Source organism: Ralstonia sp. A12, assembly GCF_000801955.1.
Taxonomy (GTDB): domain Bacteria; phylum Pseudomonadota; class Gammaproteobacteria; order Burkholderiales; family Burkholderiaceae; genus Ralstonia.
This window is the reverse complement of record NZ_JSZO01000001.1, coordinates 139,279-161,065: the sequence shown is the minus strand read 5'-3', so window position 1 is coordinate 161,065 and position 21,787 is coordinate 139,279. Positions and strand designations below refer to the sequence as shown.

The 21,787-nt window shown below is 63.3% G+C and carries 24 protein-coding genes; 17 read left to right on the top strand and 7 right to left on the bottom strand.

Features of this window, described 5'->3' with window-relative positions; all coding sequences use genetic code 11:
- The first annotated feature begins 35 nt into the window (after positions 1 to 35).
- From PI87_RS00765 to PI87_RS00725, 9 genes are all read left to right on the top strand, one after another.
- Positions 36 to 1,145 carry a muconate/chloromuconate family cycloisomerase gene (locus PI87_RS00765; protein ID WP_039595776.1) on the top strand — a complete coding sequence of 370 codons (1,110 nt, stop codon included), beginning with the start codon at positions 36 to 38 and terminating at the stop codon, positions 1,143 to 1,145.
- Positions 1,146 to 1,184: 39 nt separating this feature from the next.
- The gene (catC, locus tag PI87_RS00760; RefSeq protein WP_039595775.1) at positions 1,185 to 1,475 is read left to right on the top strand and encodes a muconolactone Delta-isomerase; all 291 of its coding nucleotides are present in this window, start codon (positions 1,185 to 1,187) and stop codon (positions 1,473 to 1,475) included.
- Positions 1,476 to 1,535: 60 nt separating this feature from the next.
- Positions 1,536 to 2,471, top strand: coding sequence for a catechol 1,2-dioxygenase (gene catA / locus PI87_RS00755; RefSeq protein ID WP_039595774.1), 936 nt, complete (start codon positions 1,536 to 1,538; stop codon positions 2,469 to 2,471).
- Between the two features lie 28 nt (positions 2,472 to 2,499).
- Positions 2,500 to 3,858 (top strand): Rieske 2Fe-2S domain-containing protein, encoded by a 1,359-nt coding sequence (locus PI87_RS00750; RefSeq protein ID WP_039595773.1) that lies wholly within the window; start codon positions 2,500 to 2,502, stop codon positions 3,856 to 3,858.
- Entirely contained in the window at positions 3,855 to 4,343 is a 489-nt protein-coding gene (benB, locus tag PI87_RS00745; protein ID WP_039595772.1) for a benzoate 1,2-dioxygenase small subunit, read from the top strand. Before PI87_RS00750 ends, benB begins: the two co-directional genes overlap by 4 nt.
- A 39-nt stretch (positions 4,344 to 4,382) precedes the next feature.
- Positions 4,383 to 5,414 carry a benzoate 1,2-dioxygenase electron transfer component BenC gene (benC, locus tag PI87_RS00740; RefSeq protein WP_039595771.1) on the top strand — a complete coding sequence of 344 codons (1,032 nt, stop codon included), beginning with the start codon at positions 4,383 to 4,385 and terminating at the stop codon, positions 5,412 to 5,414.
- On the top strand, positions 5,411 to 6,193 hold the full coding sequence (locus tag PI87_RS00735) for a 1,6-dihydroxycyclohexa-2,4-diene-1-carboxylate dehydrogenase (RefSeq protein WP_039595770.1): 783 nt from the start codon (positions 5,411 to 5,413) through the stop codon (positions 6,191 to 6,193). The genes benC and PI87_RS00735 overlap by 4 nt, the downstream gene beginning before the upstream one ends.
- A 103-nt stretch (positions 6,194 to 6,296) precedes the next feature.
- Positions 6,297 to 7,616, top strand: coding sequence for an MFS transporter (locus PI87_RS00730; protein ID WP_039595769.1), 1,320 nt, complete (start codon positions 6,297 to 6,299; stop codon positions 7,614 to 7,616).
- A 15-nt stretch (positions 7,617 to 7,631) separates the two neighbouring features.
- Entirely contained in the window at positions 7,632 to 8,828 is a 1,197-nt protein-coding gene (locus tag PI87_RS00725) for a benzoate/H(+) symporter BenE family transporter (RefSeq protein WP_039595768.1), read from the top strand.
- 85 nt (positions 8,829 to 8,913) lie between these two features.
- Here PI87_RS00725 and PI87_RS29365 read toward each other — a convergent pair whose 3' ends face one another.
- A complete protein-coding gene (locus PI87_RS29365; protein WP_198139495.1) occupies positions 8,914 to 9,081 on the bottom strand; it encodes a hypothetical protein in 168 nt (55 codons plus the stop codon).
- A 121-nt stretch (positions 9,082 to 9,202) separates the two neighbouring features.
- Complete coding sequence (locus PI87_RS00720) at positions 9,203 to 10,342, bottom strand: agmatine deiminase family protein (RefSeq protein ID WP_039595767.1); 1,140 nt, start codon at positions 10,340 to 10,342, stop codon at positions 9,203 to 9,205.
- A gap of 107 nt (positions 10,343 to 10,449) precedes the next feature.
- On the opposite strand from PI87_RS00720, the gene PI87_RS00715 reads away from it, so the two are divergent.
- From PI87_RS00715 to PI87_RS00690, 6 genes are all read left to right on the top strand, one after another.
- On the top strand, positions 10,450 to 11,355 hold the full coding sequence (locus PI87_RS00715; protein ID WP_039595766.1) for a LysR family transcriptional regulator: 906 nt from the start codon (positions 10,450 to 10,452) through the stop codon (positions 11,353 to 11,355).
- Positions 11,356 to 11,582: 227 nt separating this feature from the next.
- A complete protein-coding gene (gene bioA / locus PI87_RS00710; protein WP_039595765.1) occupies positions 11,583 to 12,998 on the top strand; it encodes an adenosylmethionine--8-amino-7-oxononanoate transaminase in 1,416 nt (471 codons plus the stop codon).
- Entirely contained in the window at positions 12,985 to 14,235 is a 1,251-nt protein-coding gene (bioF, locus tag PI87_RS00705) for an 8-amino-7-oxononanoate synthase (protein ID WP_039595764.1), read from the top strand. Before bioA ends, bioF begins: the two co-directional genes overlap by 14 nt.
- Before the next feature lies 1 nt (position 14,236).
- A complete protein-coding gene (gene bioD / locus PI87_RS00700; protein ID WP_039595763.1) occupies positions 14,237 to 14,926 on the top strand; it encodes a dethiobiotin synthase in 690 nt (229 codons plus the stop codon).
- Between the two features lie 56 nt (positions 14,927 to 14,982).
- Positions 14,983 to 15,510 carry a hypothetical protein gene (locus PI87_RS00695; protein ID WP_039595762.1) on the top strand — a complete coding sequence of 176 codons (528 nt, stop codon included), beginning with the start codon at positions 14,983 to 14,985 and terminating at the stop codon, positions 15,508 to 15,510.
- 163 nt (positions 15,511 to 15,673) lie between these two features.
- Positions 15,674 to 16,195, top strand: coding sequence for a hypothetical protein (locus tag PI87_RS00690; RefSeq protein WP_039595761.1), 522 nt, complete (start codon positions 15,674 to 15,676; stop codon positions 16,193 to 16,195).
- On the opposite strand, the gene PI87_RS00685 is transcribed toward PI87_RS00690, so the two are convergent.
- From PI87_RS00685 to PI87_RS00675, 3 genes are read right to left on the bottom strand one after another with little or no spacing between them, the layout of a single operon-like run.
- The gene (locus PI87_RS00685; protein WP_039595760.1) at positions 16,167 to 17,036 is read right to left on the bottom strand and encodes a DUF817 domain-containing protein; all 870 of its coding nucleotides are present in this window, start codon (positions 17,034 to 17,036) and stop codon (positions 16,167 to 16,169) included. The genes PI87_RS00690 and PI87_RS00685 overlap by 29 nt on opposite strands.
- Positions 17,037 to 17,246 carry a DUF1653 domain-containing protein gene (locus PI87_RS00680; protein ID WP_039595759.1) on the bottom strand — a complete coding sequence of 70 codons (210 nt, stop codon included), beginning with the start codon at positions 17,244 to 17,246 and terminating at the stop codon, positions 17,037 to 17,039.
- A gap of 7 nt (positions 17,247 to 17,253) precedes the next feature.
- A complete protein-coding gene (locus PI87_RS00675; RefSeq protein WP_039595758.1) occupies positions 17,254 to 17,601 on the bottom strand; it encodes a hypothetical protein in 348 nt (115 codons plus the stop codon).
- A gap of 136 nt (positions 17,602 to 17,737) precedes the next feature.
- Here PI87_RS00675 and PI87_RS00670 point away from each other — a divergent pair, with 136 nt between their 5' ends.
- On the top strand, positions 17,738 to 18,076 hold the full coding sequence (locus PI87_RS00670; protein WP_039595757.1) for a zinc ribbon domain-containing protein YjdM: 339 nt from the start codon (positions 17,738 to 17,740) through the stop codon (positions 18,074 to 18,076).
- Between the two features lie 278 nt (positions 18,077 to 18,354).
- Here PI87_RS00670 and PI87_RS00665 read toward each other — a convergent pair whose 3' ends face one another.
- Both PI87_RS00665 and PI87_RS00660 read right to left on the bottom strand, forming a co-directional pair.
- On the bottom strand, positions 18,355 to 19,044 hold the full coding sequence (locus tag PI87_RS00665; protein ID WP_039595756.1) for a hypothetical protein: 690 nt from the start codon (positions 19,042 to 19,044) through the stop codon (positions 18,355 to 18,357).
- A 94-nt stretch (positions 19,045 to 19,138) separates the two neighbouring features.
- On the bottom strand, positions 19,139 to 19,837 hold the full coding sequence (locus tag PI87_RS00660) for a Crp/Fnr family transcriptional regulator (RefSeq protein ID WP_039595755.1): 699 nt from the start codon (positions 19,835 to 19,837) through the stop codon (positions 19,139 to 19,141).
- Positions 19,838 to 20,034: 197 nt separating this feature from the next.
- Between PI87_RS00660 and PI87_RS00655 the strand changes: the two genes are divergently transcribed.
- Positions 20,035 to 21,669, top strand: coding sequence for an acyl-CoA synthetase (locus PI87_RS00655; RefSeq protein WP_039595754.1), 1,635 nt, complete (start codon positions 20,035 to 20,037; stop codon positions 21,667 to 21,669).
- Positions 21,670 to 21,787 lie beyond the last annotated feature (118 nt).

The following is a 21,787-nucleotide window of genomic DNA, read 5'->3' as shown; positions in this document are numbered from 1 at the left end:
CAAGTTGATCGTCATCACTCTGATACCTGGAAAACATGATTCGCTCGATCGAGGCCATTCTAGTGGATGTGCCGACCATTCGTCCGCACAAACTCTCCGTTGCCACCATGCACGTGCAGACGCTGGTGCTTGTGCATGTGCGCTGTGAAGACGGCATCGAAGGCTGGGGCGAGGCCACCACCATCGGTGGCCTCAACTACGGCGAGGAGAGCCCCGAGAGTGTCAAGGTCAACATCGACACGCACATCGCGCCGCTGCTGATCGGCATGGACGCGCGCAACGTGGCGGCTGCCATGGCAAAGGTGCGCAAGACCATCCAGGGCAACCGGTTCGCCAAGTGCGCGCTGGAAACGGCGCTGTTCGATGCACAGGCGCGCCGGCTGAATGTGCCGTTGTCGGAACTGCTCGGCGGCCGCCTGCGCGATGCGCTGCCGGTGGCTTGGACGCTCGCCAGCGGCGACACGGCGAAAGACATTGCCGAGGCAGAAGCGATGCTCGCCGAGCGCCGCCACCGCATTTTCAAGCTGAAGATCGGTCTGCGCCCGGTCGCTGATGACGTGGCCCACGTGCTGGCCATCAAGCGCGCCCTGGGCGACGCCGTGAGCGTGCGCGTCGACGTCAACCAGGCGTGGAGCGAACTCGACGCCGCCAACGGCATCGCCGCGCTGCAGGCCGGCGGCATCGACCTGATTGAACAACCGGTGCGTGCCGAGAACCGCGCCGCGCTGGAACGCCTCGCTCGCCAGTTCGCCGTGCCGATGATGGCTGACGAAGCGCTGCACGGCCCGCTCGATGCGTTTGAACTGGCCTGTAGCGCCAGCGCCGACGTGTTCGCCGTGAAGATCGCGCAGTCCGGCGGGCTGGTTCCGGCCATGCAAGTTGCCGCCATCGCGCAGCTTGCGGGCATCAGCCTCTACGGCGGAACGATGCTCGAAGGCGCGGTCGGCACGGCGGCCTCGGCCCATGTGTTCTCCACCTTCGGCGATCTGCAATTCGGCACCGAGCTGTTCGGCCCCTTGTTGCTCACGCAAGAACTGCTGACCGAGCCGCTGCAGTACCGCGACTTCATGTTGCAGGTGCCCACGGGCCCCGGCCTGGGCATCCAGATCGACCGCGACAAGCTCACCCGTCTGCGCCGCCACTGACAACACCTAGACCGAAGACAACCCACCAAGGAGACCACGATGCTGTTCCAAGTTCGCATGGATGTTCACCTGCCGGCCGACATGCCCGCCGATGTCGCCAACGAGATCAAGACGCGCGAAAAGGCTTACTCGCAGGAGCTGCAGCGCAGCGGCAAGTGGCGCCACATCTGGCGCCTGGTTGGCGAGTACGCGAACACCAGCATCTTCGACGTACAGAGCAACGCTGAACTGCACGACATCCTGACCGCGTTGCCGCTGTTTCCGTACATGCAGATTGCCGTGACGCCGCTGTGCCGTCACCCGTCGTCGATTCATGGCGACGACGCCTGACGCTGACTCTGAAAGATCGCCTGGACATTTCCCCAAAAGAACCCACTGGAGACACCCATCATGAGCGTGACCGTATTCCAAACGAAAGACGTGCAGGACCTGCTGAAGGCCGCCACCAACCTGGATGGCACTCAGGGCAACGCCCGCCTGAAGCAGATTACCCACCGTCTGCTGGCCGATCTGTTCAAGGCCATTGACGATCTCGACATCACGCCGGATGAGGTCTGGGCGGGCATCAACTACCTGAACAAGCTCGGCCAGGATGGGGAGGCGGCACTGCTGGCCGCCGGTGTGGGCCTGGAGAAGTACCTCGACATCCGCATGGATGCAGCGGACGCGGCGATTGGCCTCGACGGCGGGACACCGCGCACGATCGAAGGCCCGCTGTACGTGGCGGGTGCGAAGGTGCGCGATGGTGTGTCCCGGATCGACCTCGACCCGGACCCCGCTGCCGGCCCGCTGATCATTCACGGCACGGTCACCGGCCCGGATGGCAAGCCGCTGGCCGGCGCTCTGGTCGAGTGCTGGCACGCGAATTCGAACGGCTTCTACTCGCACTTCGACCCGACCGGCGAACAGAGCCCGTTCAACCTGCGTGGCGCAGTCCGGACGGGTGCCGATGGCAAATACGAATTCCGCACGCTCATGCCGGTGGGCTACGGCTGCCCGCCGCACGGCGCGACCCAGCAACTGCTCAACGGGCTGGCCCGCCACGGCAATCGCCCGGCGCATGTGCACTTCTTCGTCACCAGCGACGGACACCGCAAGCTGACGACGCAGTTCAACATCGAAGGCGATCCGCTGATCTGGGATGACTTCGCCTACGCCACCCGCGAAGAGCTGATTCCGCACGTGGTCGAGAAAACCGGTGGCGCTGCGTTGGACCTGAAGGCCGATGCGTACAAGGACATCGAATTCAATGTCGTTCTGACGCCGCTGGTACAGGGCAAGGACAACCAGCGCGTGAATCGCCTGCGCGCTTCGGCCGAGGTCTGAGGCCTAGCGCCTCAACGTGGAGACGACCATGTCCGCCCTGATCGACAAAGCCAACGAACTGGACCACCTGCTATCGACCGCGGTGGTGGATGACGAAGAGGCCGGCGTTTTCCGCTGCCGCCGAGACATCTTTACCAATCCCGAGCTGTTCGAACTGGAGATGAAGCACATCTTCGAGAACAACTGGGTGTATCTGGCGCACGAAAGCCAGATTCCGAGCAACAACGACTACTACACCACGTGGATCGGCCGCCAGCCGATCGTCATCACCCGCGACAAGACCGGGGAGTTGAACGCGGTCATCAACGCCTGCGCACACAAGGGGGCGATGCTGTGCCGCCGCAAGCACGGCAACAAGGGCAGCTTCACGTGCCCGTTCCACGGCTGGACCTTCTCCAACACCGGCAAGCTGCTCAAGGTGAAGGACGAAAAGACCACCGAGTACCCGGTGCAGTTCAACACGCATGGCTCGCATGATCTGCGCAAGGTTGCGCGGTTCCAGAACTACCGTGGCTTCCTGTTCGGCAGTCTCAATGCCGATGTGCAGCCGCTCGAAACGTACCTTGGCGAGGCGCGGGTGATCATCGACCAGATCGTCGATCAGGCGCCGGACGGCCTGGAAGTGCTGCGCGGCAATTCCTCGTACGTCTACGACGGCAACTGGAAGATGCAGATGGAGAACGGCTGCGACGGCTACCACGTCAGCACCGTGCACTGGAACTACGCCGCGACGATGGGCCGGCGCAAGGAGGGCGGCACGCAGGCGGTGGATGCGAACAGTTGGAGCAAGTCGGTGGCGGGCGTCTATGGCTTCGAGCACGGCCATATCCTGCTGTGGACCCAGACGATGAACCCGGAAGTGCGGCCGGTCTATGCGCACCGCGACGAGATCAAGGCACGCGTGGGCGAGACACAGACGGATTTCATCATTAACCAGACCCGCAACCTGTGCCTGTATCCGAACGTGTTTCTGATGGACCAGTTCAGCACCCAGATTCGCGTGGTCCGGCCGATCAGCGTCGACAAGACCGAGGTCTCGATCTTCTGCTTCGCGCCGAAAGGCGAGAGCGCAACTGACCGTGCGACGCGCATCCGCCAGTATGAGGATTTCTTCAACGTCACCGGCATGGGTACCGCAGACGACCTGGAGGAATTCCGCGCCTGCCAGAACGGCTATGCCGGCACCACGGCCCTGTGGAATGACCTGTCGCGCGGCGCGCCGCTGTGGGTGCACGGCCCCGACGAGAACGCCACGAAGATGGGCTTGAAACCGCTCATCTCGGGCGAGCGCAGTGAAGACGAAGGCTTGTTCGTCTGCCAGCACGAATACTGGGTGCGGGTCATGCGCGATGCGCTGAAGACGGAACGCGAAGAGGTGCGGGCATGAGCGCCGATTACCAGAACATCTGCGCGGCCTTGTACCGCGAGGCGCGACTGCTCGACGACCGCCAGTGGGACGCATGGCTGGAGTGCTACGCCGAAGACGTCACGTACTGGATGCCCGCCTGGGATGACGACGACCAGTTGACCGACGACCCTCAAAGCCAGATCTCGTTGATGTACTACGGGAATCGCTGCGGGCTTGAGGATCGCGTCTTCCGCATCAAGACCGAGCGCAGCGGTGCCTCAACGCCGGAGCCGAGAACCAACCACAGCATCACCAACGTGGAAGTCCTGGCCGACCGCGACGATGCTGTCGACGTGCGCTACAACTTCCACACGCTCAGCCACCGGTACAAGGCCACCGACCACTTCTTCGGCACGATGTTCGTCACCCTGCGCCGCGCCGGTGATGGCTTCCTGATCGCATCCAAGAAGATCGTCCTGAAGAACGACTACATCCGGCAGGTGCTCGACGTCTATCACGTTTGACGTCGGGTTCATACGCACCAACGGCAGCAGAGGTATCCCATGTCCAGTTTCAAAGTTGCATTGAATTTCGAGGACGGCGTCACCCGTTTCATCGACTGCAAAGCGGGGGAGAAGGTGCTCGATGCCGCCTTCCGCGCCAAGATCAACCTGCCGATGGACTGCTCCGATGGCGTTTGCGGAACCTGCAAGTGCCGTGCCGAGAGCGGCAGCTACGACCTCGGTGACGACTACATCGAAGACGCGCTGACCGAAGACGAGAAGAACACCGGCCTCGTCCTGACGTGCCAGATGGTGCCGCAGAGCGATTGCGTGATCGCGGTACCGACCACGTCGACCACCTGCAAGACTGGGCAGAGCAGCTTCGGGGCAACACTGTCGAAAGTCGAGTTGCACAACGATGCCGCTGTCGTGCTCGAACTGGACGTGGATGCCACGGCGCCGGTGTTCCTGCCCGGCCAGTACGTCAACATCGGCGTGCCCGGCAGCGGCCAGCACCGCTCGTATTCGTTCTCATCGGCGCCGGGGGAAGCGAAGGTCAGCTTCCTGATCAAGAAGATTCCCGGCGGCGTGATGAGCAACTGGCTCGAAGCCGCGCGGCCGGGCGACAAGCTCGATCTGCAGGGGCCGCTTGGCAGCTTCTATCTGCGCGACGTGCAGCGGCCGCTGTTGTTCTTGGCCGGCGGCACGGGCCTCGCGCCGTTCCTGTCGATGCTCGAAGTGCTGACGCGCAGCAACTCGCAGCAGCAGGTGCATCTGATCTATGGCGTGACCCGTGATCTCGATCTGGTGCAGGTCGACGCGATCGACGCCTACGCGGCGAGGTTGCCGAATTTCACCTACGCCACCGTCGTGGCCGATGTCGCATCGAGCCACCCGCGCAAGGGCTGGGTGACGCAGCACATCCCGGCCGATGCCCTGAACGATGGTGACGTGGATGTCTATCTGTGCGGGCCGCCGCCAATGGTCGATGCCGTGCGCAAGTACTTTGACGACGCAGGTGTGAAGCCCAATAGCTTCCACTACGAAAAGTTCACCCCCAACGCAGCCAACATGACTTCCAAGGCGGCATGAGCATGCAACGATTCTCAGGCAAGGCCGTCGTCGTGACTGGCGCGGCACAGGGCATCGGGCGCGGCGTGGCAATGGCGGCCGCAAAAGAGGGCGCCCAGGTGCTGCTGGTGGATCGCGCCGAACTCGTCCACGAAGTGCAGGCCGAGATTGCGGCAGCGGGCGGCCACGCCCACGCCACCACGGCGGATCTCGAAACCTACGCTGGTGCGCAGCACGCCGTGCAGGCAGCGATCGACGCCTTTGGCCGCATTGATGTGCTCATCAACAACGTCGGCGGAACGATCTGGGCCAAGCCGTATCAGCACTATGAAGAGGCGCAGATCGAGGCGGAAATCCGCCGCTCGCTGTTTCCGACACTGTGGTGCTGCCGCGCGGTGCTGCCGCACATGGTGGAGCGCAAACAGGGTGCGATCGTGAACGTGTCGTCGATCGCCACGCGTGGCATCTATCGGATTCCGTATTCGGCGGCCAAGGGCGGTGTCAACGCACTCACAGCCAGCCTGGCGTTGGAGCATGCGGAAGACAACATCCGCGTCAACGCCGTCGCCACGGGTGGCACGGAGGCGCCGCCGCGCAAGATTCCGCGCAACGCGGCACCCATGTCGGAACAGGAAACCGTCTGGTACCAAGGCATTGTCGACCAGACCCTTGCCAGCAGCCTGATGCACCGCTACGGCACGATCGACGAGCAAGTGCGGGCGATCCTGTTTCTGGCTTCGGACGAGGCCTCGTACATCACCGGGACGGTGTTGCCGGTTGGGGGCGGAGACCTGGGTTGAAGCTTGCAGCGCGCCGGCAGAGCGCGCCATCAGTCGAAGAAACCAACCCAGCACGAGAAAGGCGACCACGCCTTCAGAAGAACAACACCAAAGGAGACCACCCATGCGTCAGATCGACCTGCACGCAGTGGCCGACCACGCCCGGTTCGGCCGCTTCCACGCCATCACGCTGTTCTGGTGCGCGCTCATCATCATCTTTGACGGCTATGACCTCGCCATCGCGGGCATTGCGCTGCCGTCCATCATGAAAGACATGGGCGTGACGCCCACCAGCGCTGGCTTCATGGTCAGCGCGGCGCTGTTCGGGATGATGTTCGGCGCGATCTTTCTCGGCACGATTGCCGACCGCATCGGCCGGCGCTGGGCGATTGCGGTGTGCATCGTGCTGTTCAGTGTGTTTACGGCAGCAGCTGGCTTTGCCACCGATCCGCTCACCTTCAGCGTGGCGCGATTTCTGGCTGGTCTGGGCATTGGCGGCGTGATGCCGAATGTCGTGGCGCAGATGACGGAGTATTCGCCGCGCAAGGTGCGCAGCACGCTCGTCACACTGATGTTCAGTGGCTATTCGGTCGGCGGCATGCTGGCGGCGCTGCTGGGCAAGGGGTTGCTGGAGCGCTATGGCTGGCAATCGGTGTTCATCGCGGCGGGGTTGCCGGTGCTGCTGGTGCCGGCCATCCTGCGGTGGCTGCCGGAGTCGATGCCGTTCCTGCTGCGCATAGGCAAGCTCGATGCCGTGCGAGAGATCGTGCGCAAGCTCAGCCCAGGCACCGCACTACAGCCGGACGATACCTTGGTCCTGCCCGAAGCCGATCGCGGCAACGAGGCCCCACTGGGCAAGCTGTTCCAGGATGGACGCGGCTTCAGCACAGCCATGTTCTGGATCGCTTTCTTCATGTGCCTGTTCATGGTCTACGCGCTCAGTTCGTGGCTGACCAAGCTGATGGCATCAGCGGGCTATAGCCTGGGTTCGGCGCTCACTTTTGTGCTGGTGCTGAACTTTGGCGCCATGCTGGGTGCCATCGGCGGCGGATGGTTGGCGGATCGCTTCAACATCAAGTACGTGCTGATGGCCATGTATGCGCTGGCGGCCGTGTCGATCGCGCTGCTTGGTGTCAAGACCTCGACCGAAGCGCTGTACCTGCTGGTGGCCGTGGCCGGCGGCTGCACCATTGGCACGCAGATCGTCACGTACGCCTACGCTGGGCAGTTCTATCCGATGAGCATCCGCTCCACCGGCATCGGCTGGGCATCGGGCGTTGGGCGCAGCGGGGCGATTCTCGCGCCCATCGTCATCGGCATGCTGGTGGGGATGGCGCTGCCGCTGCACCACAACTTCTTCGCCATGGCCGTGCCGGCAGTGATTGCCACGATTGCGGTGGCGTTCATCAATCACCAGCGGTCGGCTTCGGTCATTGCGCGCTGACGCGGGGTGCCCACGATGCAACCTCTGAGCACCCAAGCCACGCCGCGCGGCGTTCTCTCTGATTGGTCGATCTCTGCCGTTGCGGCAGGCTTTCTGGCAGTGCTGATTTCGTACGCCGGGCCGCTGGTCATCTTCTTTCAGGCGGCGCAGGCCGCGCACATGCCGGATGCGATGGTCACGTCATGGGTCTGGGCGATTTCCATCGGTGCAGCCGTGTCCGGCATCTACGCAAGCTGGCGGTGGAAGGCGCCGGTGGTGACCGCGTGGTCGGCGCCGGGGACGGCGTTGCTGGTGTCGTTGTTCCCAGCGCTGTCGCTCAACGAAGCGGTGGGGGCGTACATCACGGCGGCGATCATCCTTTTGCTGATCGGCGTGTCGGGCACGTTCGATCGGCTGATGCGGCTGATTCCCAAGGGCATTGCCGCCGGCATGATGGCGGGCATCCTGTTCCAGTTCGGCACGCACGCTTTTGCTGCCGCTTCTGCCATGCCGGTGCTGGCGTTCTCCATGATTACGGTCTATGTGCTGGGCCGGCGCTGGTGGCCGCGCTACTGCATCGTGGTGGTGTTGCTGGCGGGGACTGCGCTGGCGATGGCACTGGGCCTGACGCATTTCGATGGGGTGTCGTTCGCGCTGGCTCGCCCGGTTTTCATCGCGCCGCATTGGACCGTGAGTTCGACGCTGAGCTTGGCCATTCCGTTGGTCGTCGTCAGCCTGACAGGGCAGTTCCTGCCGGGCATGGCGGTGCTGCGTGGCTCGGGCTACGACACGCCAGCCCGCCCGATCATGACAGCCACCAGCGTGGCGTCGATTGCCGTGGCGTTCTTCGGCGGAATCACCATCGTGATTGCAGCGATTACCGCAGCGCTGTGCACCGGCAAAGATGCGCACGACGACCCGGCCAAACGCTACGTGGCCGGCATCGCCAACGGGGTGTTCTATCTGATTGGCGGCACGTTTGCGGGTGCCATCGTGATGCTGTTTGCGGCGCTGCCCAAACCGTTCGTCGCGATCCTGGCCGGGTTGGCGCTGATTGGCGCTATCGCATCGAACGTGATGGGCGCAATCGAGGACGGTGAGCATCGGGAGGCGTCGATCATCACCTTTCTGGCCACGGCGTCGGGGTTGACGCTGTTCGGGCTGGGCTCGGCGTTCTGGGGCATCGTGATTGGCTCGGTGGCGGCGCTGATACTCAAGCCGGCGCGTCGATGATTCGCCCCAAAACAAAACGGCGCCAATGCGCCGTTTTGTTTCGCGATGTGCCGTTGCGGCATGGCTGAAGATTCAGCCGTGACGTTTAGCCGAGGTACGAGCCCGACTTGCCAACCACTTCAGCGTACGCCAGGTTGTCATCCCAACCCTTGCGGAAGTAGTTGATGACTGCACGCAGCAGCGACGGACGACGAGCGGCTTGAACTTGGGCTTCGCCGGCGAACTTCGGGGTGTAATAGGCTTGCTGGATCATGATGTTCTCTCTCAGTGCGTTATCTAGGGTTTTCCCGAGTATAGGGTTATCCCTAGGGTTGAGCAATGATGCAGCGCAAACATTCAGTCCATTCTGAACATCACCAGAAGTAAATAATCCGTCAGGCCGGCCATTGCTGCGATGTGCAGTGGATTCCACCGCCGCCGGCCGCAATCGGGTCGATGTTGACCTGCACTACGGTGCGCCCTGGGAACGCGGCCGCAATGCGCTGCTTGGCCACGGCATCGGCCTGGCCGTCACCAAACTCAGGGATCACCACGCCGCCGTTGCACACGTAAAAGTTGACGTAGCCGGCCGCAAAGTCGCGGTTGTCGAAGGCAGGACGGACTTTCTCCGGTGCGGGCAACTCAATCACCGTCAGTGGTTTGTTGTCCGCATCCGTAGCCTGACGCAGGATCTGCAGGTGCTGGCGGGTCACCGCGTGGTCGTACGACGTGGGATCGGTATCGCTGGCAGCGAAGACCGTGCCCGGGCGTGCAAAGCGTGCATAGAAATCGACATGACCGTCGGTGATATCGCGGCCAGCAATGCCCGGCAGCCAGATGATCTTGCGCAGGCCCAGCAGGTTTTTGAGCGCTTGTTCGCAGTCAGGCTTGGTCAGGCCCGGATTGCGGTTGCGGTTGAGCACGCAGCTTTCCGCCAGGATGGCCGTCCCGTTGCCGTCTACCTCGATGGCGCCACCTTCCAGCACGAGCTTGGTGCCGATCAGGCGGGCGCGTGCACGACTCGCCACACCGGCTGCCACCTGACTGTCGAGCGCATGCACCTGCTTGCCGCCCCAGCCGCTGAAATTGAAGTTGACCGCCCCCAACTCACCACCCGGGCTTTTGACGAAAACGGGGCCGGAGTCGCGCATCCACAAATCATCAACGGCCTGCACGATCAAGTTGACGCGCGGATCACATTTCTGGCGTGCCGCGGCCAAGTCGCGCTCGCCAACCAACATGTGAACCGGCTCGAACTGGACGATCGCGTTGGCAATGCGGGCGAGCGCGTCCTGCACCGGACCTTTGAGCCGATTGCCCCAGATGGCATCCGACGCGGCAAACGCCATCCACGTGCCGACGTGCGGCGCGGCTTCGTCCGGCATGGTCCAAACCGTCGAGGACTGCTGCGGCGCGGTGGTGGGGCCGTCTTCCTGCCCGATGCTCTCACCGCAGGCGCCGAGCATGGAGGCGGCCATCACGGAATAGGCGGTGGATACGGAGGTACGGAGAAACTGGCGGCGGGTGCGGGACATGGGAAAAACGACGAGGCGTTGTCACGTGTTGATAAGTTGGCGCATTGTGCCCACCACGAGCCTGGAAGAAAATTGAGCTTTATTGCCGTTATTTATCAAGTTATCTCATGGCTAACCCCAAAATCCCCTCGCTCCGGCTGCTGATGGGCTTCGAGGCGGCCGCACGGCACGGCAATTTTTCGCGCGCCGCCGACGAGCTATGCCTGTCGCAATCGGCTGTCAGCCATCAAGTCCAGCAACTGGAAGAGCAATTGGGGCAGCCGCTATTCCGGCGCCTTGGCCGCGGGGTGGAGCTGACGGTGGCAGGGGAGGTGCTCCAGCGCTCCGTGCAGCGCTCGGTAGATACCTTGCGCAGCGGCCTGGGCCGCATTGCCACGTACCTCGATCCCGGGCTGGTGACGCTGGTCGCGCCGGCACCGCTGTTGCACGGCTGGCTCATGCCGCGCATCGGCGCGTTGTGCGAGGCCGTACCTGGCTTGTGCCCATTGCTGTCCTGCGATGAATCCGCGCGCTTCGTTGATGAGATTGAGGTGGACATCGTCATCAGCGACCGGCCACTGCCGCAGACCGATCTGCAGCAACAGCCCTTGCTGACCGACACGTGGGTGACCGTAGCCAGCCGGAACGTTGCCGCGCGGCTGTTGGAGGTGCCGTTTGAGCGCCATCCCGAGCATGCAGGGCTGGTTTGTTCAGAGCAGGACATGACTGGCGAACAGACTGCCGCCGTGTTTCGCGGGCCGTTGGCCGACTTCGCACGGCGCGCCATCTTTGATGACACCCGGCTCGTGCTGGACGCCGTTGAGCGCGGAGTGGGCATCGCCTGCCTATCGCAGACCCTCGCCGACGGCGGGCTGCGTGCGGGCACCCTTGTTGAACTGCCGGGCTACGAGCGTTCGCAGGGCATGACGTGGTGGATATCGCGCGTGGCGGGCGAGCCGCGGTCCCCCTATGTCGCGCAGTTCTTTGATTGGCTGGCGGAGCAGGGGGCCGTCACCGGTACAGAAACGGATTGAGCAGCCATTGGATGTGATTCAAAAATATCTTTTTCAATTAAATCAAAAGATTTTTTAACCACGTTTTCCACGCAGGAGCTTGAGCGTCCGACGAAGAAGTGCGCTTCTTCTTGCTTTTGCTTTTTATGTGACGCCAATTTCATCCAACGTGCGGGCTTGTTCTTTGATCAACATGCCCCCTACCATACGCCGCCGAATCCCCCGGTTCTGTTTCGAGGAGGCCTCGTATGGCGTATCCCCCCATCCCCGTGCCAGCCGATGGCGCGCCCAGCGCCAACACGGCGTGGCAGGCACGCAGTCGTGCGGCCGTCTGGCATCCGTGCACGCAAAACGCACGGCTCGATGCCATGCCGCCGCTGCCGATCGCACGCGGCCAGGGGCCGTGGCTGATCGACTTTGACGGCAAGCGCTACCTGGACGGCACCAGCTCGTGGTGGGTCAACCTGTTCGGTCACGCCAATCCGCATATCAATGCCGCGCTCAAGACGCAGCTCGATTCGCTGGAGCACGTCATGCTGGCCGGCGCCACGCATCGCCCAGCGGTGGAGTTGGCCGAGCGCCTGATCGACCTGACCGGCGGCGTGCTCGGCCACAGCTTCTTTGGCTCGGATGGCGCCTCCGCTGTGGAAATCGCGCTCAAGATGAGCTTCCACGCCCACCGCAATGCAGGGCAGGGCGCGCGCAGCCGCTTCATCTGCCTGGAACACGGCTACCACGGTGAAACGCTCGGCGCGCTGGGCGTGACCGATGTGGCGATCTTTCGCGATGCCTATGACCCGCTGATCCTGCAATCGCACCGTGTGCCGTCGCCGGACGCCCGCCTGGCTGCGCCCGGTGAAACCGCCGCCGACGTGGCCGACCGCGCGCTGGCCGCTTTGCGCGATTGCCTGAGCACAAACGCCGGCACCATCGCTGCCGTCATCATCGAACCGCTGGTGCAATGCGCCGCCGGTATGGCCATGCATGACGTGAGCTACCTGCGTGGCGTGCGCGCCCTGTGCGATGAATTTGGCGTGCATTGGATTGCCGATGAAATTGCGGTCGGCTGCGGCCGCACCGGCACCTTCTTCGCATGCGAACAGGCGGGCGTGTGGCCGGATCTGCTTTGCCTGTCCAAGGGCATCAGCGGGGGGTATCTGCCGCTGTCGATCGTGCTGTCGCGCGATGCGATCTATCACGCTTTCAATGACGACGCACCGGTACGCAGCTTCCTGCATTCGCACTCGTACACGGGCAATCCGCTGGCTTGCCGGGCGGCGCTCGCCACGCTGGATTTGTTTGCGGAGGAGGATGTCTTCGCCCGCAACCGCGTGACCGCCGCACGCATCGCGCAGGGGCTGGCATCGCTGTCGCACGACGCGCGTTTCGCACATCTGCGGCAGACAGGGATGATCACCGCGTTTGATGTGCACGCTGAAGTGGCCGGCGCGCGCTTTGCTGAACGCTTTGCACTGACAGCACGCACGCATGGGTTGCTGCTGCGCCCCATCGGCAACACCGTCTATCTGCTGCCGCCGTATGTGCTGACCGACGAAGAAACCGACACCCTGATCGACCGCACGCTGCAAACCCTGGAAGATACGCTCGCCCAAGCGATCCATTCACCCGATGGACAAGAAGGAGACACCTATGCGATTGCTTGACGACCTGCAGGCGGGCCTGGACGCCATCGACGCCGCGCACCTGCGCCGTGTGCGACGCACCGCATACAGCCCGACCGACCGCAGCCAGCGCATCAGCGTGCCCGGCGGTGAGCCGCGCGACATTCTTGGTTTCTGCGGGAACGATTATCTGGGCCTCGCGGCGCATCCCGCCTTGATTGAGGCGATGGCGGAGGGGGCGCGGCAGTATGGGTTCGGCAGCGGTGCATCGTCTCTGGTCAGCGGCCATTCGATTGCGCACGCGCGCCTGGAGGCCCGCATGGCGGCGCTGCAGGCGCCGCACATTCCCGAGGCGGATGCGCTGGAGTTCTGTACCGGCTATATGGCCAACCTGGCCGTGGTGAGTGCCTTGGCGCAGTCTGGCGGTATCCAGCCGGCCCAAGACTGCACGATCTTCTCCGACGCACTGAACCACGCGTCGCTCATCGACGGCGCGCGGCTTTCGCGGGCGCCAGTCAAGGTCTATCCCCATGCCGATGTGGCTGCGCTGGAGGCGCTCCTTGCCGCCAGCACGAGCCGCAACAAGCTGATCGTGACCGACGGCGTGTTCAGCATGGACGGCGACATTGCGCCGCTGCCTGAACTGCTTGCGCTGGCTGAGCGTTACGACGCCTGGCTCATCGTGGACGATGCGCACGGCCTGGGCGTGATCGGCGAGAGCGGCGCGGGCGTGCTGTCGCACTTCGGGCTGCATTCGGAGCGCCTCGTTTACGTTGGCACGTTCGGCAAGGCAGCGGGCGGCGCGGGCGCAGCCATCGTGGCGCATTGCATGGTGATCGACTGGCTGGTCCAGCGCGCGCGCACCTATATCTTCACGACAGCCACGCCGCCAGCGATTGCCTGCGCAGTGGAAGCCTCACTGGACGTGATTGCGAGCGAGGAGGGCGCCGAACGCCGTGCGCGCCTCAACCGCCATATCGCCGTGTGGAGCGCACACGCGCAGCGTCTGGCTGCCCGCTTCGGCTGGCAGTGGATGTCATCGCCCACGGCCATTCAGCCGATCGTGATCGGCGAGAACGCACCCGCATTGGAGCTGGCTGCCGCGCTGGAACGCGAGGGCATCCGCATCGCTGCCATCCGCCCGCCAACGGTACCGATAGGCACGGCCCGGCTGCGCATCACGCTATCCGCGGCGCATACTGAAGAAGACATTGAGCGTTTGGCGCAGGCGCTGGAAGTGGCCGGCCAATCGCTGCACTCGCCTGCCAAGGCTGCCTGATATGCCACCGCGCTTCGATTGCTTCGTTACCGGCACCGACACCGAGATCGGCAAAACGCTGGTCAGCGCCGCGCTGCTGACCAAGTTGGCCGATGCCGGCTACCGCAGCGCCGGCCTCAAGCCGATTGCCGCCGGTACCGTGCCAAACGCGCCAGAGCGTACCAATGAAGACATCGAGCAACTGCGCGCTGCCGCCTCGGTCAATTTGCCGCTCGCAACGATCTGCCCGTGGCTGTTGGATGCGCCGATGTCTCCGCACCTGGCGGCCGCGCGCGAGGGCGTGACGATCACGCTGCCGCCAATCCTCGACGCATTCGTGCAGACCAAGTCGCTGGCCGATGCGGTGGTGGTGGAGGGCGTGGGCGGGTTTCGTGTGCCGCTGTCGGACAGCTTTGATACGGCAGAGATGGCAGTAGCGTTGGGCCTGCCGGTGGTGCTGGTGGTCGGGCTGCGCTTGGGCTGCCTGAACCATGCCGCGCTCACTGTCGAGGCGATCGCCGCACGCGGGCTGCATCTGGCCGGTTGGGTTGGCAACGTGGTGGATCCGGCCATGGCCGGGCTGGACGACAACGTTTCCACCCTGCGCCGCTGGATTGGCGCACCGCATCTGGGCACCATTCCGCGCCTGCCGCGTGCAGACGCGCGCCTTGCTGCCGCACACCTGGACATTGCGCCGCTGCTCGCGCGCTGAAACGCTGGCCGGCGCTACACTGTCCACCCTCGAAATATCGGATGGAGACGGTTGTCATGCGCGCAATGCGTTGGCTGGCAGCGATGACGGTGATAACCGCGCTGGCAGGGTGTGCCGCGTTGGAATCCCCAGTGACGAAGGGGCAGCGGCTGGTCGGCAATGACCAGTCCGCGGTACAGGCGCAGTTTGGCCCGCCGCGCGAGATCTATCCGCTGGATGGCCTGAATGGAGGGGTGCGCTGGCTGTATCCGACGCAGCCTTACGGCCAGGTCACCTACGCGGCGGACTTCGATGCCAGCGGCAAGCTCATCGACTTCAAGCAGGTGCTGCGCAGCCTTGAGTTTGCCCAAGCCAAGATCGGTGTCTGGACCAAGGACGACGTGCTGCGGCATTTCGGCAAGCCGGTCGAAACCGCGTATTTCTCGCGCATGGACCGGCTGGTCTGGTCATACCGCTTCAAGTCGGACGACGTCTGGCCGTCGCTGATGCATTTCTACTTTGACCCGGCTGGCGTACTGCAACTCACGCAGATCACGCCCGACCCGCTGTACGACCCCGACCGACCGCGCTTTTTTCGTCGATAAGCCGCACCTTGATCTGGCACAACCTGTTTGTGCGCTCAGGGTTCCTCCGGCATTGCGCGCTTTGCGCGGCGACCTAAGCTAAGAGCTAGGAGAGGCGGGTGTCGCTGGCTACCTGCCGGGGCAACCCGCCATCAGAACGGGCGCGCATTATTGGGGGTGCATCATGCTGACGCATCGCTGGGTCGACATTGACCCGATCGAAGCAGAACACCATCCGCTGTATGGCATTGCCGGCTGGCTGCCGTGGGTGCTTGCCGTTGCCATCGCGGGGCCAACGTGGGTCTTCTGGCAGGGCTTGTCGGTCGATGCGCTGCAGTTGGCCGGCTCGGATCTCTTCGATGCCAACACGCCGGGCAGCGGGGCGGTCAATCTGACCACACTGCTCTATCTGATTTCCTGCGTGACGGTGCTGGTGCTGGCCACCACGCACGACAGCGCATTTCGGCTGGCGATGATCGTGCACATGGCGCTGCTGCCCCCGATGATTGGGCTGATGCTGATGGCGGGCGGCGTTGCAGGTGCACGCGCCACCGTGATTGACGGCGTGGTGGTGGCCGTGGCGATGTTGCTGACTTGCGGTGTGTACCTGCAGCTCTCACGCCGCGTGCGCGTGACCTTTGAGCTGCGCGACCGGGCACCGGACGAACATGCCGGGCTCAAGCGTCAACGGGCCGCGGCGGGTTGACCAGCGTCACCATCACGTAGCTCATGATGGTCAGCAGGAACCACGCCCCCAATTTGCTGATCGACACCATTTCCCAGCTTTGCAGCTGGTTTGGATAAAGCCACGTGCGCGTGAACGTGCCGATGTTTTCTGCCAGCCAGATGAACAGTGCCACCAGCGTGAAACCGAGCAGGAACGGCATGCGGCGGTGCACGCGATCAATGCGGAAGTGGATCCAGCAGCGGCGGAACGCCACCGCAATCAGCGCCATCAGCACGTAGCGCAAGTCCCACCAGTAGTGGTGCAGGAAAAAGTTGACGTAGATACCCAGCGAGAGCAGGGCCGTCACTGCCAGCGGCGGATGATGCGAGAAACGCAGATCGAACTCGCGCCACGCCCGCGCGATGTAGCTACCTACCGACGCATACATGAAGCCGGTAAACAGCGGCACACCACCAATGCGCAGCACCGATGCTTCCGGGTAGATCCACGAGCCGACGGCCGTCTTGAAGACTTCCATGCCCGTGCCGGCCACATGGAACATCAGGATCACCTTGGCTTCGTCCCACGTCTCCAGCTTCAACCAGAGCAGGGCGATCTGGATGCTGACCGCAGCAATCGTTAGCGCGTCGTACCGGGCAAGCGGCGCATCGGCCGGATACCAGAAATGCGTGCCGATCAGCAGGGCGACCATCAGCCCGCCGAACAGGCACGCCCACGCCTGCTTGATGCCGAAGACGACAAACTCGTGCAGCCCCGCCGCCAACCGGCCGTGGCGCGCGGCCCAGGCACCGGTCAGGTCGCGCCAATATGTGAAACGGGCCCGCAGGCCCGCTCGTACTGAAACGCTGTCGCTCGTCATTCAGTCAATGCGCGCGAAGCGCGGCACCTGACGGCCATCGACTTCGACCATCTCGTGGAACATCGTTGCCGGGCGCGTCCAGATCGTGCCGTTGGCGGCGCGATAGACCGTCATCTTGATGGTGGGATCGGGCTCGTACGTGGCCTCGCACAGCCATTCGTATTCGCCGCCTTTGTAGTGGCGGTAGCGTTGCACCGGGGTGTCTTGCATGGTCGGCTCAGTGCTGCGTGGGCTTGTCTTCTTCGTCCACGTACGGCACGTGCTTGCCTTCTTGCGTCTGCGCGCCGAGCTTGGCGTTCTCCATGGCGTCTTGGTAGGCCAGCATGGCGGCGGCCACGGCCTCGGGCTCGCCGTTGAAGGAGATCACACTTTCGCCGCAGTTCGGGCATTCGCCGCCGAAGATGGCGTGGATGCCGGGCATGTCGCGCGGCTCCATTCCTTCGAATTCGGTAAAGGCGGTCTGGCAGGCGCCGCAGACCAGTTTTTCAGGACGCAGCGCGTCCAGGCGGGATTTCGCTTGGGTAACGCGTTCGGCTTGCGTGCCGCGTCGTTTGGCTTCGCCCATGATGACCTCCCAGATCGGGTAAAAACGTTGAAGACGGGATGATACCGAAGCGCGATGTCACCGTGACGGTTGTCAACCAACCTGCGGTGCCGCGGCTGATATAGTGCGCGCCTTAGCTATTTTCACGCACTTCGACATGTCTACGATTCCCGCCTGCCCGCAATGCGCTTCTGAGAACACCTACCAGGACGGCGAGCTCTTCATCTGCCCGGATTGCGCACACGAATGGAATCCGGCGGCAGAGCAAGACGAAGCGGAAGCCGAACTCGTGATCAAGGACAGCAACGGCAATACCTTGAGCGTTGGCGATTCGGCCATCCTGGTCAAGGACCTGAAGCTCAAGGGCGGGTCGGGCACGCTCAAGGCCGGCACCAAGATCAAGAACATTCGATTCGTCTCGGGCGACCATCCGATTGATTGCAAGATCGATGGCGTGAGCTATCTGCTGAAGCCGGAGTTTTTGAAGAAGGCGTAAGAGTGCGGCGATGTAAATCTGGATGCAATGTTTCAGTCAAAAAATGGCTGTACTGCGCCATTCGTAAGAAATTGCATGCACTTTTACCAGTCCGGAAAATTGGCTTCTTCCCCTGATTGGGGCCGGCAGAATAAGTAAAACTGTGAGCAAAAGGAATGAGGGTGGGGTGCGCAAGCAAAGATCAGCGCAAATCGGATGGATGAGGCGCTCGCGCTGGTTTTACCACGGAGTTGCTCAGTTTAGGGGGCGTCCCATCTCGAAGTAGTGATGGACGGTGCCTAGGCCCTCAACGCCAGTGGCTGGTCCCAGCCGGTCCAGGTCGCAGAGCCAGCATGCTCGGTGGTGTCCGAGGTCGCTGCGTATGCAGGCATCAACCGTTCGAGTTCGATACCAAACAGGTTGGCGCAGGTTGCGTTCAATGCGTTGATAGATTGCAAACCGCTTTGCCGAGCAAGCGTCTTCAACGTCTCAGTCATTCCCAGCTTGTCTGCTGACGGAACGGTACTGCCTTCCAGCGAGGCCAGCGCATAGAGCGCCTGCGCGGCGCGTTGTTCGCGCACCAGTGCATTGAACGCTTCACCTTCTGCAAACAGGCGTGCGCGCATCTGTCGCGTGCCCGTCTGCCAACGCTCGCTCAGCGTCGCTGCACTCCATACCTGCGCCGGGTGCTCGAACACCAGGTTGGCCAAGGTGCGTGACCATGGTTTGTCGTGATGGATGGCTGCCATGCGTGGACAACTGGCATCGGGCACTGCCGCGAGCGTAATGGTGATCGGCTGCCAAGGCGTGCCCAGCAAGTCGCAGCCGAAATGGGCGAAAGCGGGCACGATAAATGGGTCCCCGGGGCGTACCTCGCGTCGGCCGTTCGCATCACGCAGGCAGGCGTCACCTTGCTCAGCCTGAACGCGTACCGCAAAGGGAAAGCGCAGGCGCGACAGTCGAACGTAGGTGCTGCTAGTGAGTGGCATGGGTGACGAGGCAAGGGCAGGCGGCAACTGTCGCAGGATTCTATGCCTGCCCGCAAGCGGGGCAATGTCATTGCAACGACAGTGTTGGCGCGGCCTATAGCTCCGAGAGCCCGAACAGGCGCAACTGCTCCAGATCGGTTACGCGGATGGTCTGGTACGACAGTGTGATCATGCCGCCATCGGCTAGCCGCCGTAGCGCCAAGTTCACACGTTGGCGCGACAACCCCGTCAGCAACCCGATCTCTTCCTGTGACAGTTCCAGCACCGTGCTTGTGCGGGGGTACAGGGCAGGATGGAACAACTGGGCAATCGCTTGCGCCACCCGCGCATCAGCGCTCAGCAGGCGGTCGTTCTGCACGGTGGCAATGAATTGGCCCATGCGCTCGTTGAGTTGACGCACCACAAAGCTGGCAAACGGCAGGCTCTGTGCCAGCAGCGTGTTGAACACGTGTTCGGGCACCAGCAGCACGTGCGAGGTACGGATCGCAATCACGTCGTAGCGACGATCTTCGCGTTTGATGACGCTGCCCTCACCGCACCAGCCACCTGCAGGCACACCCGAGAACGTGCAGCCACGCCCATCCGACGTGTATACCGCCAACTTGATGAGGCCGCTGTCCACCCCGATCCAGTAACGCGAGGGTTCGCCGCGCCGCGCGATAAAAGCGCCGGGCTCGAACGCCTGCAGCAGGGTTTCGCGTGCGGCAAGCGCTTGGTGTTCGGGGGCCAGCGCGGTAAACCACGCGTGGCCCTCCAACTGGGATGCGGGCGACAGGACGCGAGGTGCGGTCATGGTGAAGGCGTGCGTGACTCAGGGGAGTGGAGGCAGGTGCATGGGTCCCGCGTTCGTTTTGTAAGAATCCTGTCAGCCTTGGAGTGGCGCCGGTTTCCGGGCCATTTGTCATCCGGATGACAGAGTGCGGAAGCTGCCCGATGATAGCGTTGCCCAACAAAAAGCAACAGCGCCCGCCACGCAATGGAGACACCGTAATGCCCACAGATTTTGATAGCGGTCTGGCCCGCAACGCAGCCAACTTTGTACCGCTCACTCCGATCGAGTTTCTCGCACGCGCAGCGGAGGTGTATGGCGACCGCCTGGCCATCGTGCACGGCCCGGTGCGCCAGAACTGGCGCGACACCTACACGCGTGCCCGCCGCATGGCCAGCGCGCTGACACTTGCCGGCGTTGGCCGGGGCGACACAGTGGCCGCGCTGTTGCCCAACACCCCGGCCATGGTTGAGGCCCATTTTGGCGTGCCCATGGCGGGCGCAGTGCTCAACGCACTCAATATCCGCCTGGATGCCGCCAACCTGCTCTTCATGCTGCGCCATGGTGAGGCGCGCGTATTGCTGGCCGATTCTGAGTTTGCCGACTTGGCGCGCCAGATGGCGCTGGAAATCCCAGGCCTCACGGTGATTGCCGTGCACGACGCGCTAGGCCCACAGGCCGAGCCGTTCGGCGAAACGGATTACGAGTCGTTCCTTGCCTCGGGCGACCCGCACTACGCGTGGCAACTGCCGGCCGACGAGTGGGACGCCATTGCGCTCAACTACACCTCCGGCACCACGGGCGACCCGAAGGGGGTGGTTTATCACCATCGCGGCGCCACCATCAACGCGGTGTCCAACATTCTGGAGTGGGATCTGCCCAAGCACCCCGTTTATCTGTGGACGCTGCCGATGTTTCACTGCAACGGCTGGTGCTTCCCCTGGACGATTGCGGCGCGCGCGGGGGTCAATGTTTGCCTGCGCAAGTTCGAGCCCAAGGTGGTATTCGATTTGATGCGCGACGAAGGCGTGACGCACTACTGTGCCGCGCCGATCGTGCACACCGCGCTGGTCAACGCGCCGCCATCCTGGCGTGAAGGGCTACGCGGGCCGGTGCGTGGCATGGTGGCCGGTGCGCCGCCGCCCGCTGCCGTGCTGGCGCAGATGGAAGCGATGGGCTTTGAACTCACCCATGTCTATGGCCTCACAGAGGTCTACGGTCCCGCAGCTGTCTGCGCAGAGCAAGATGCCTGGCGCGCGCTGCCCGAGCACGACCGCGCGACCATGAAGGCGCGTCAGGGCGTGCGCTATCACCTGCAGTCGCAGGTGGCGGTGCTCGATCCGGACACCATGCAGCCCGTGCCTGCCGATGGTGAAACCATTGGCGAGATCATGTTCCGCGGCAACATTTGCATGAAGGGTTACCTGAAGAACGAGAAGGCCACGCGCGAGGCCTTTGCTGGCGGCTGGTTCCACACCGGTGACCTGGGCGTTTGCATGCCAGACGGCTACGTCAAGATCAAAGACCGTAGCAAAGACATCATCATCTCGGGCGGCGAGAACATCTCCAGCGTAGAGGTGGAGGACGCGCTGTATCGCCACCCAGCGGTGCTCGCTGCCGCCGTGGTCGCTCAGCCCGATGCCAAGTGGGGCGAGACGCCCTGCGCCTTCGTTGAACTGAAGGACGGCGCCAACGCCACCGCCGAAGAGCTGATCGCACACTGCAAGACGTTACTGGCGAGCTTCAAGGTGCCGAAGGCGGTGTTCTTCGGCCCGCTGCCCAAGACGTCGACAGGCAAGATCCAGAAATACGAGTTGCGCCGCAAGGTGAACTCGACGTCGGCCATCGACGTTTGAGGCTTGGCGAGCGGCGGAGCGGTTTGGAAAAAATGGGCCACCGCGTATTGCCTTTTCTGGTCAGCTTTTTATTCGTATCCCCCGCGAGATCGAGCCAACGCCGCTGGCCATCGAGTTA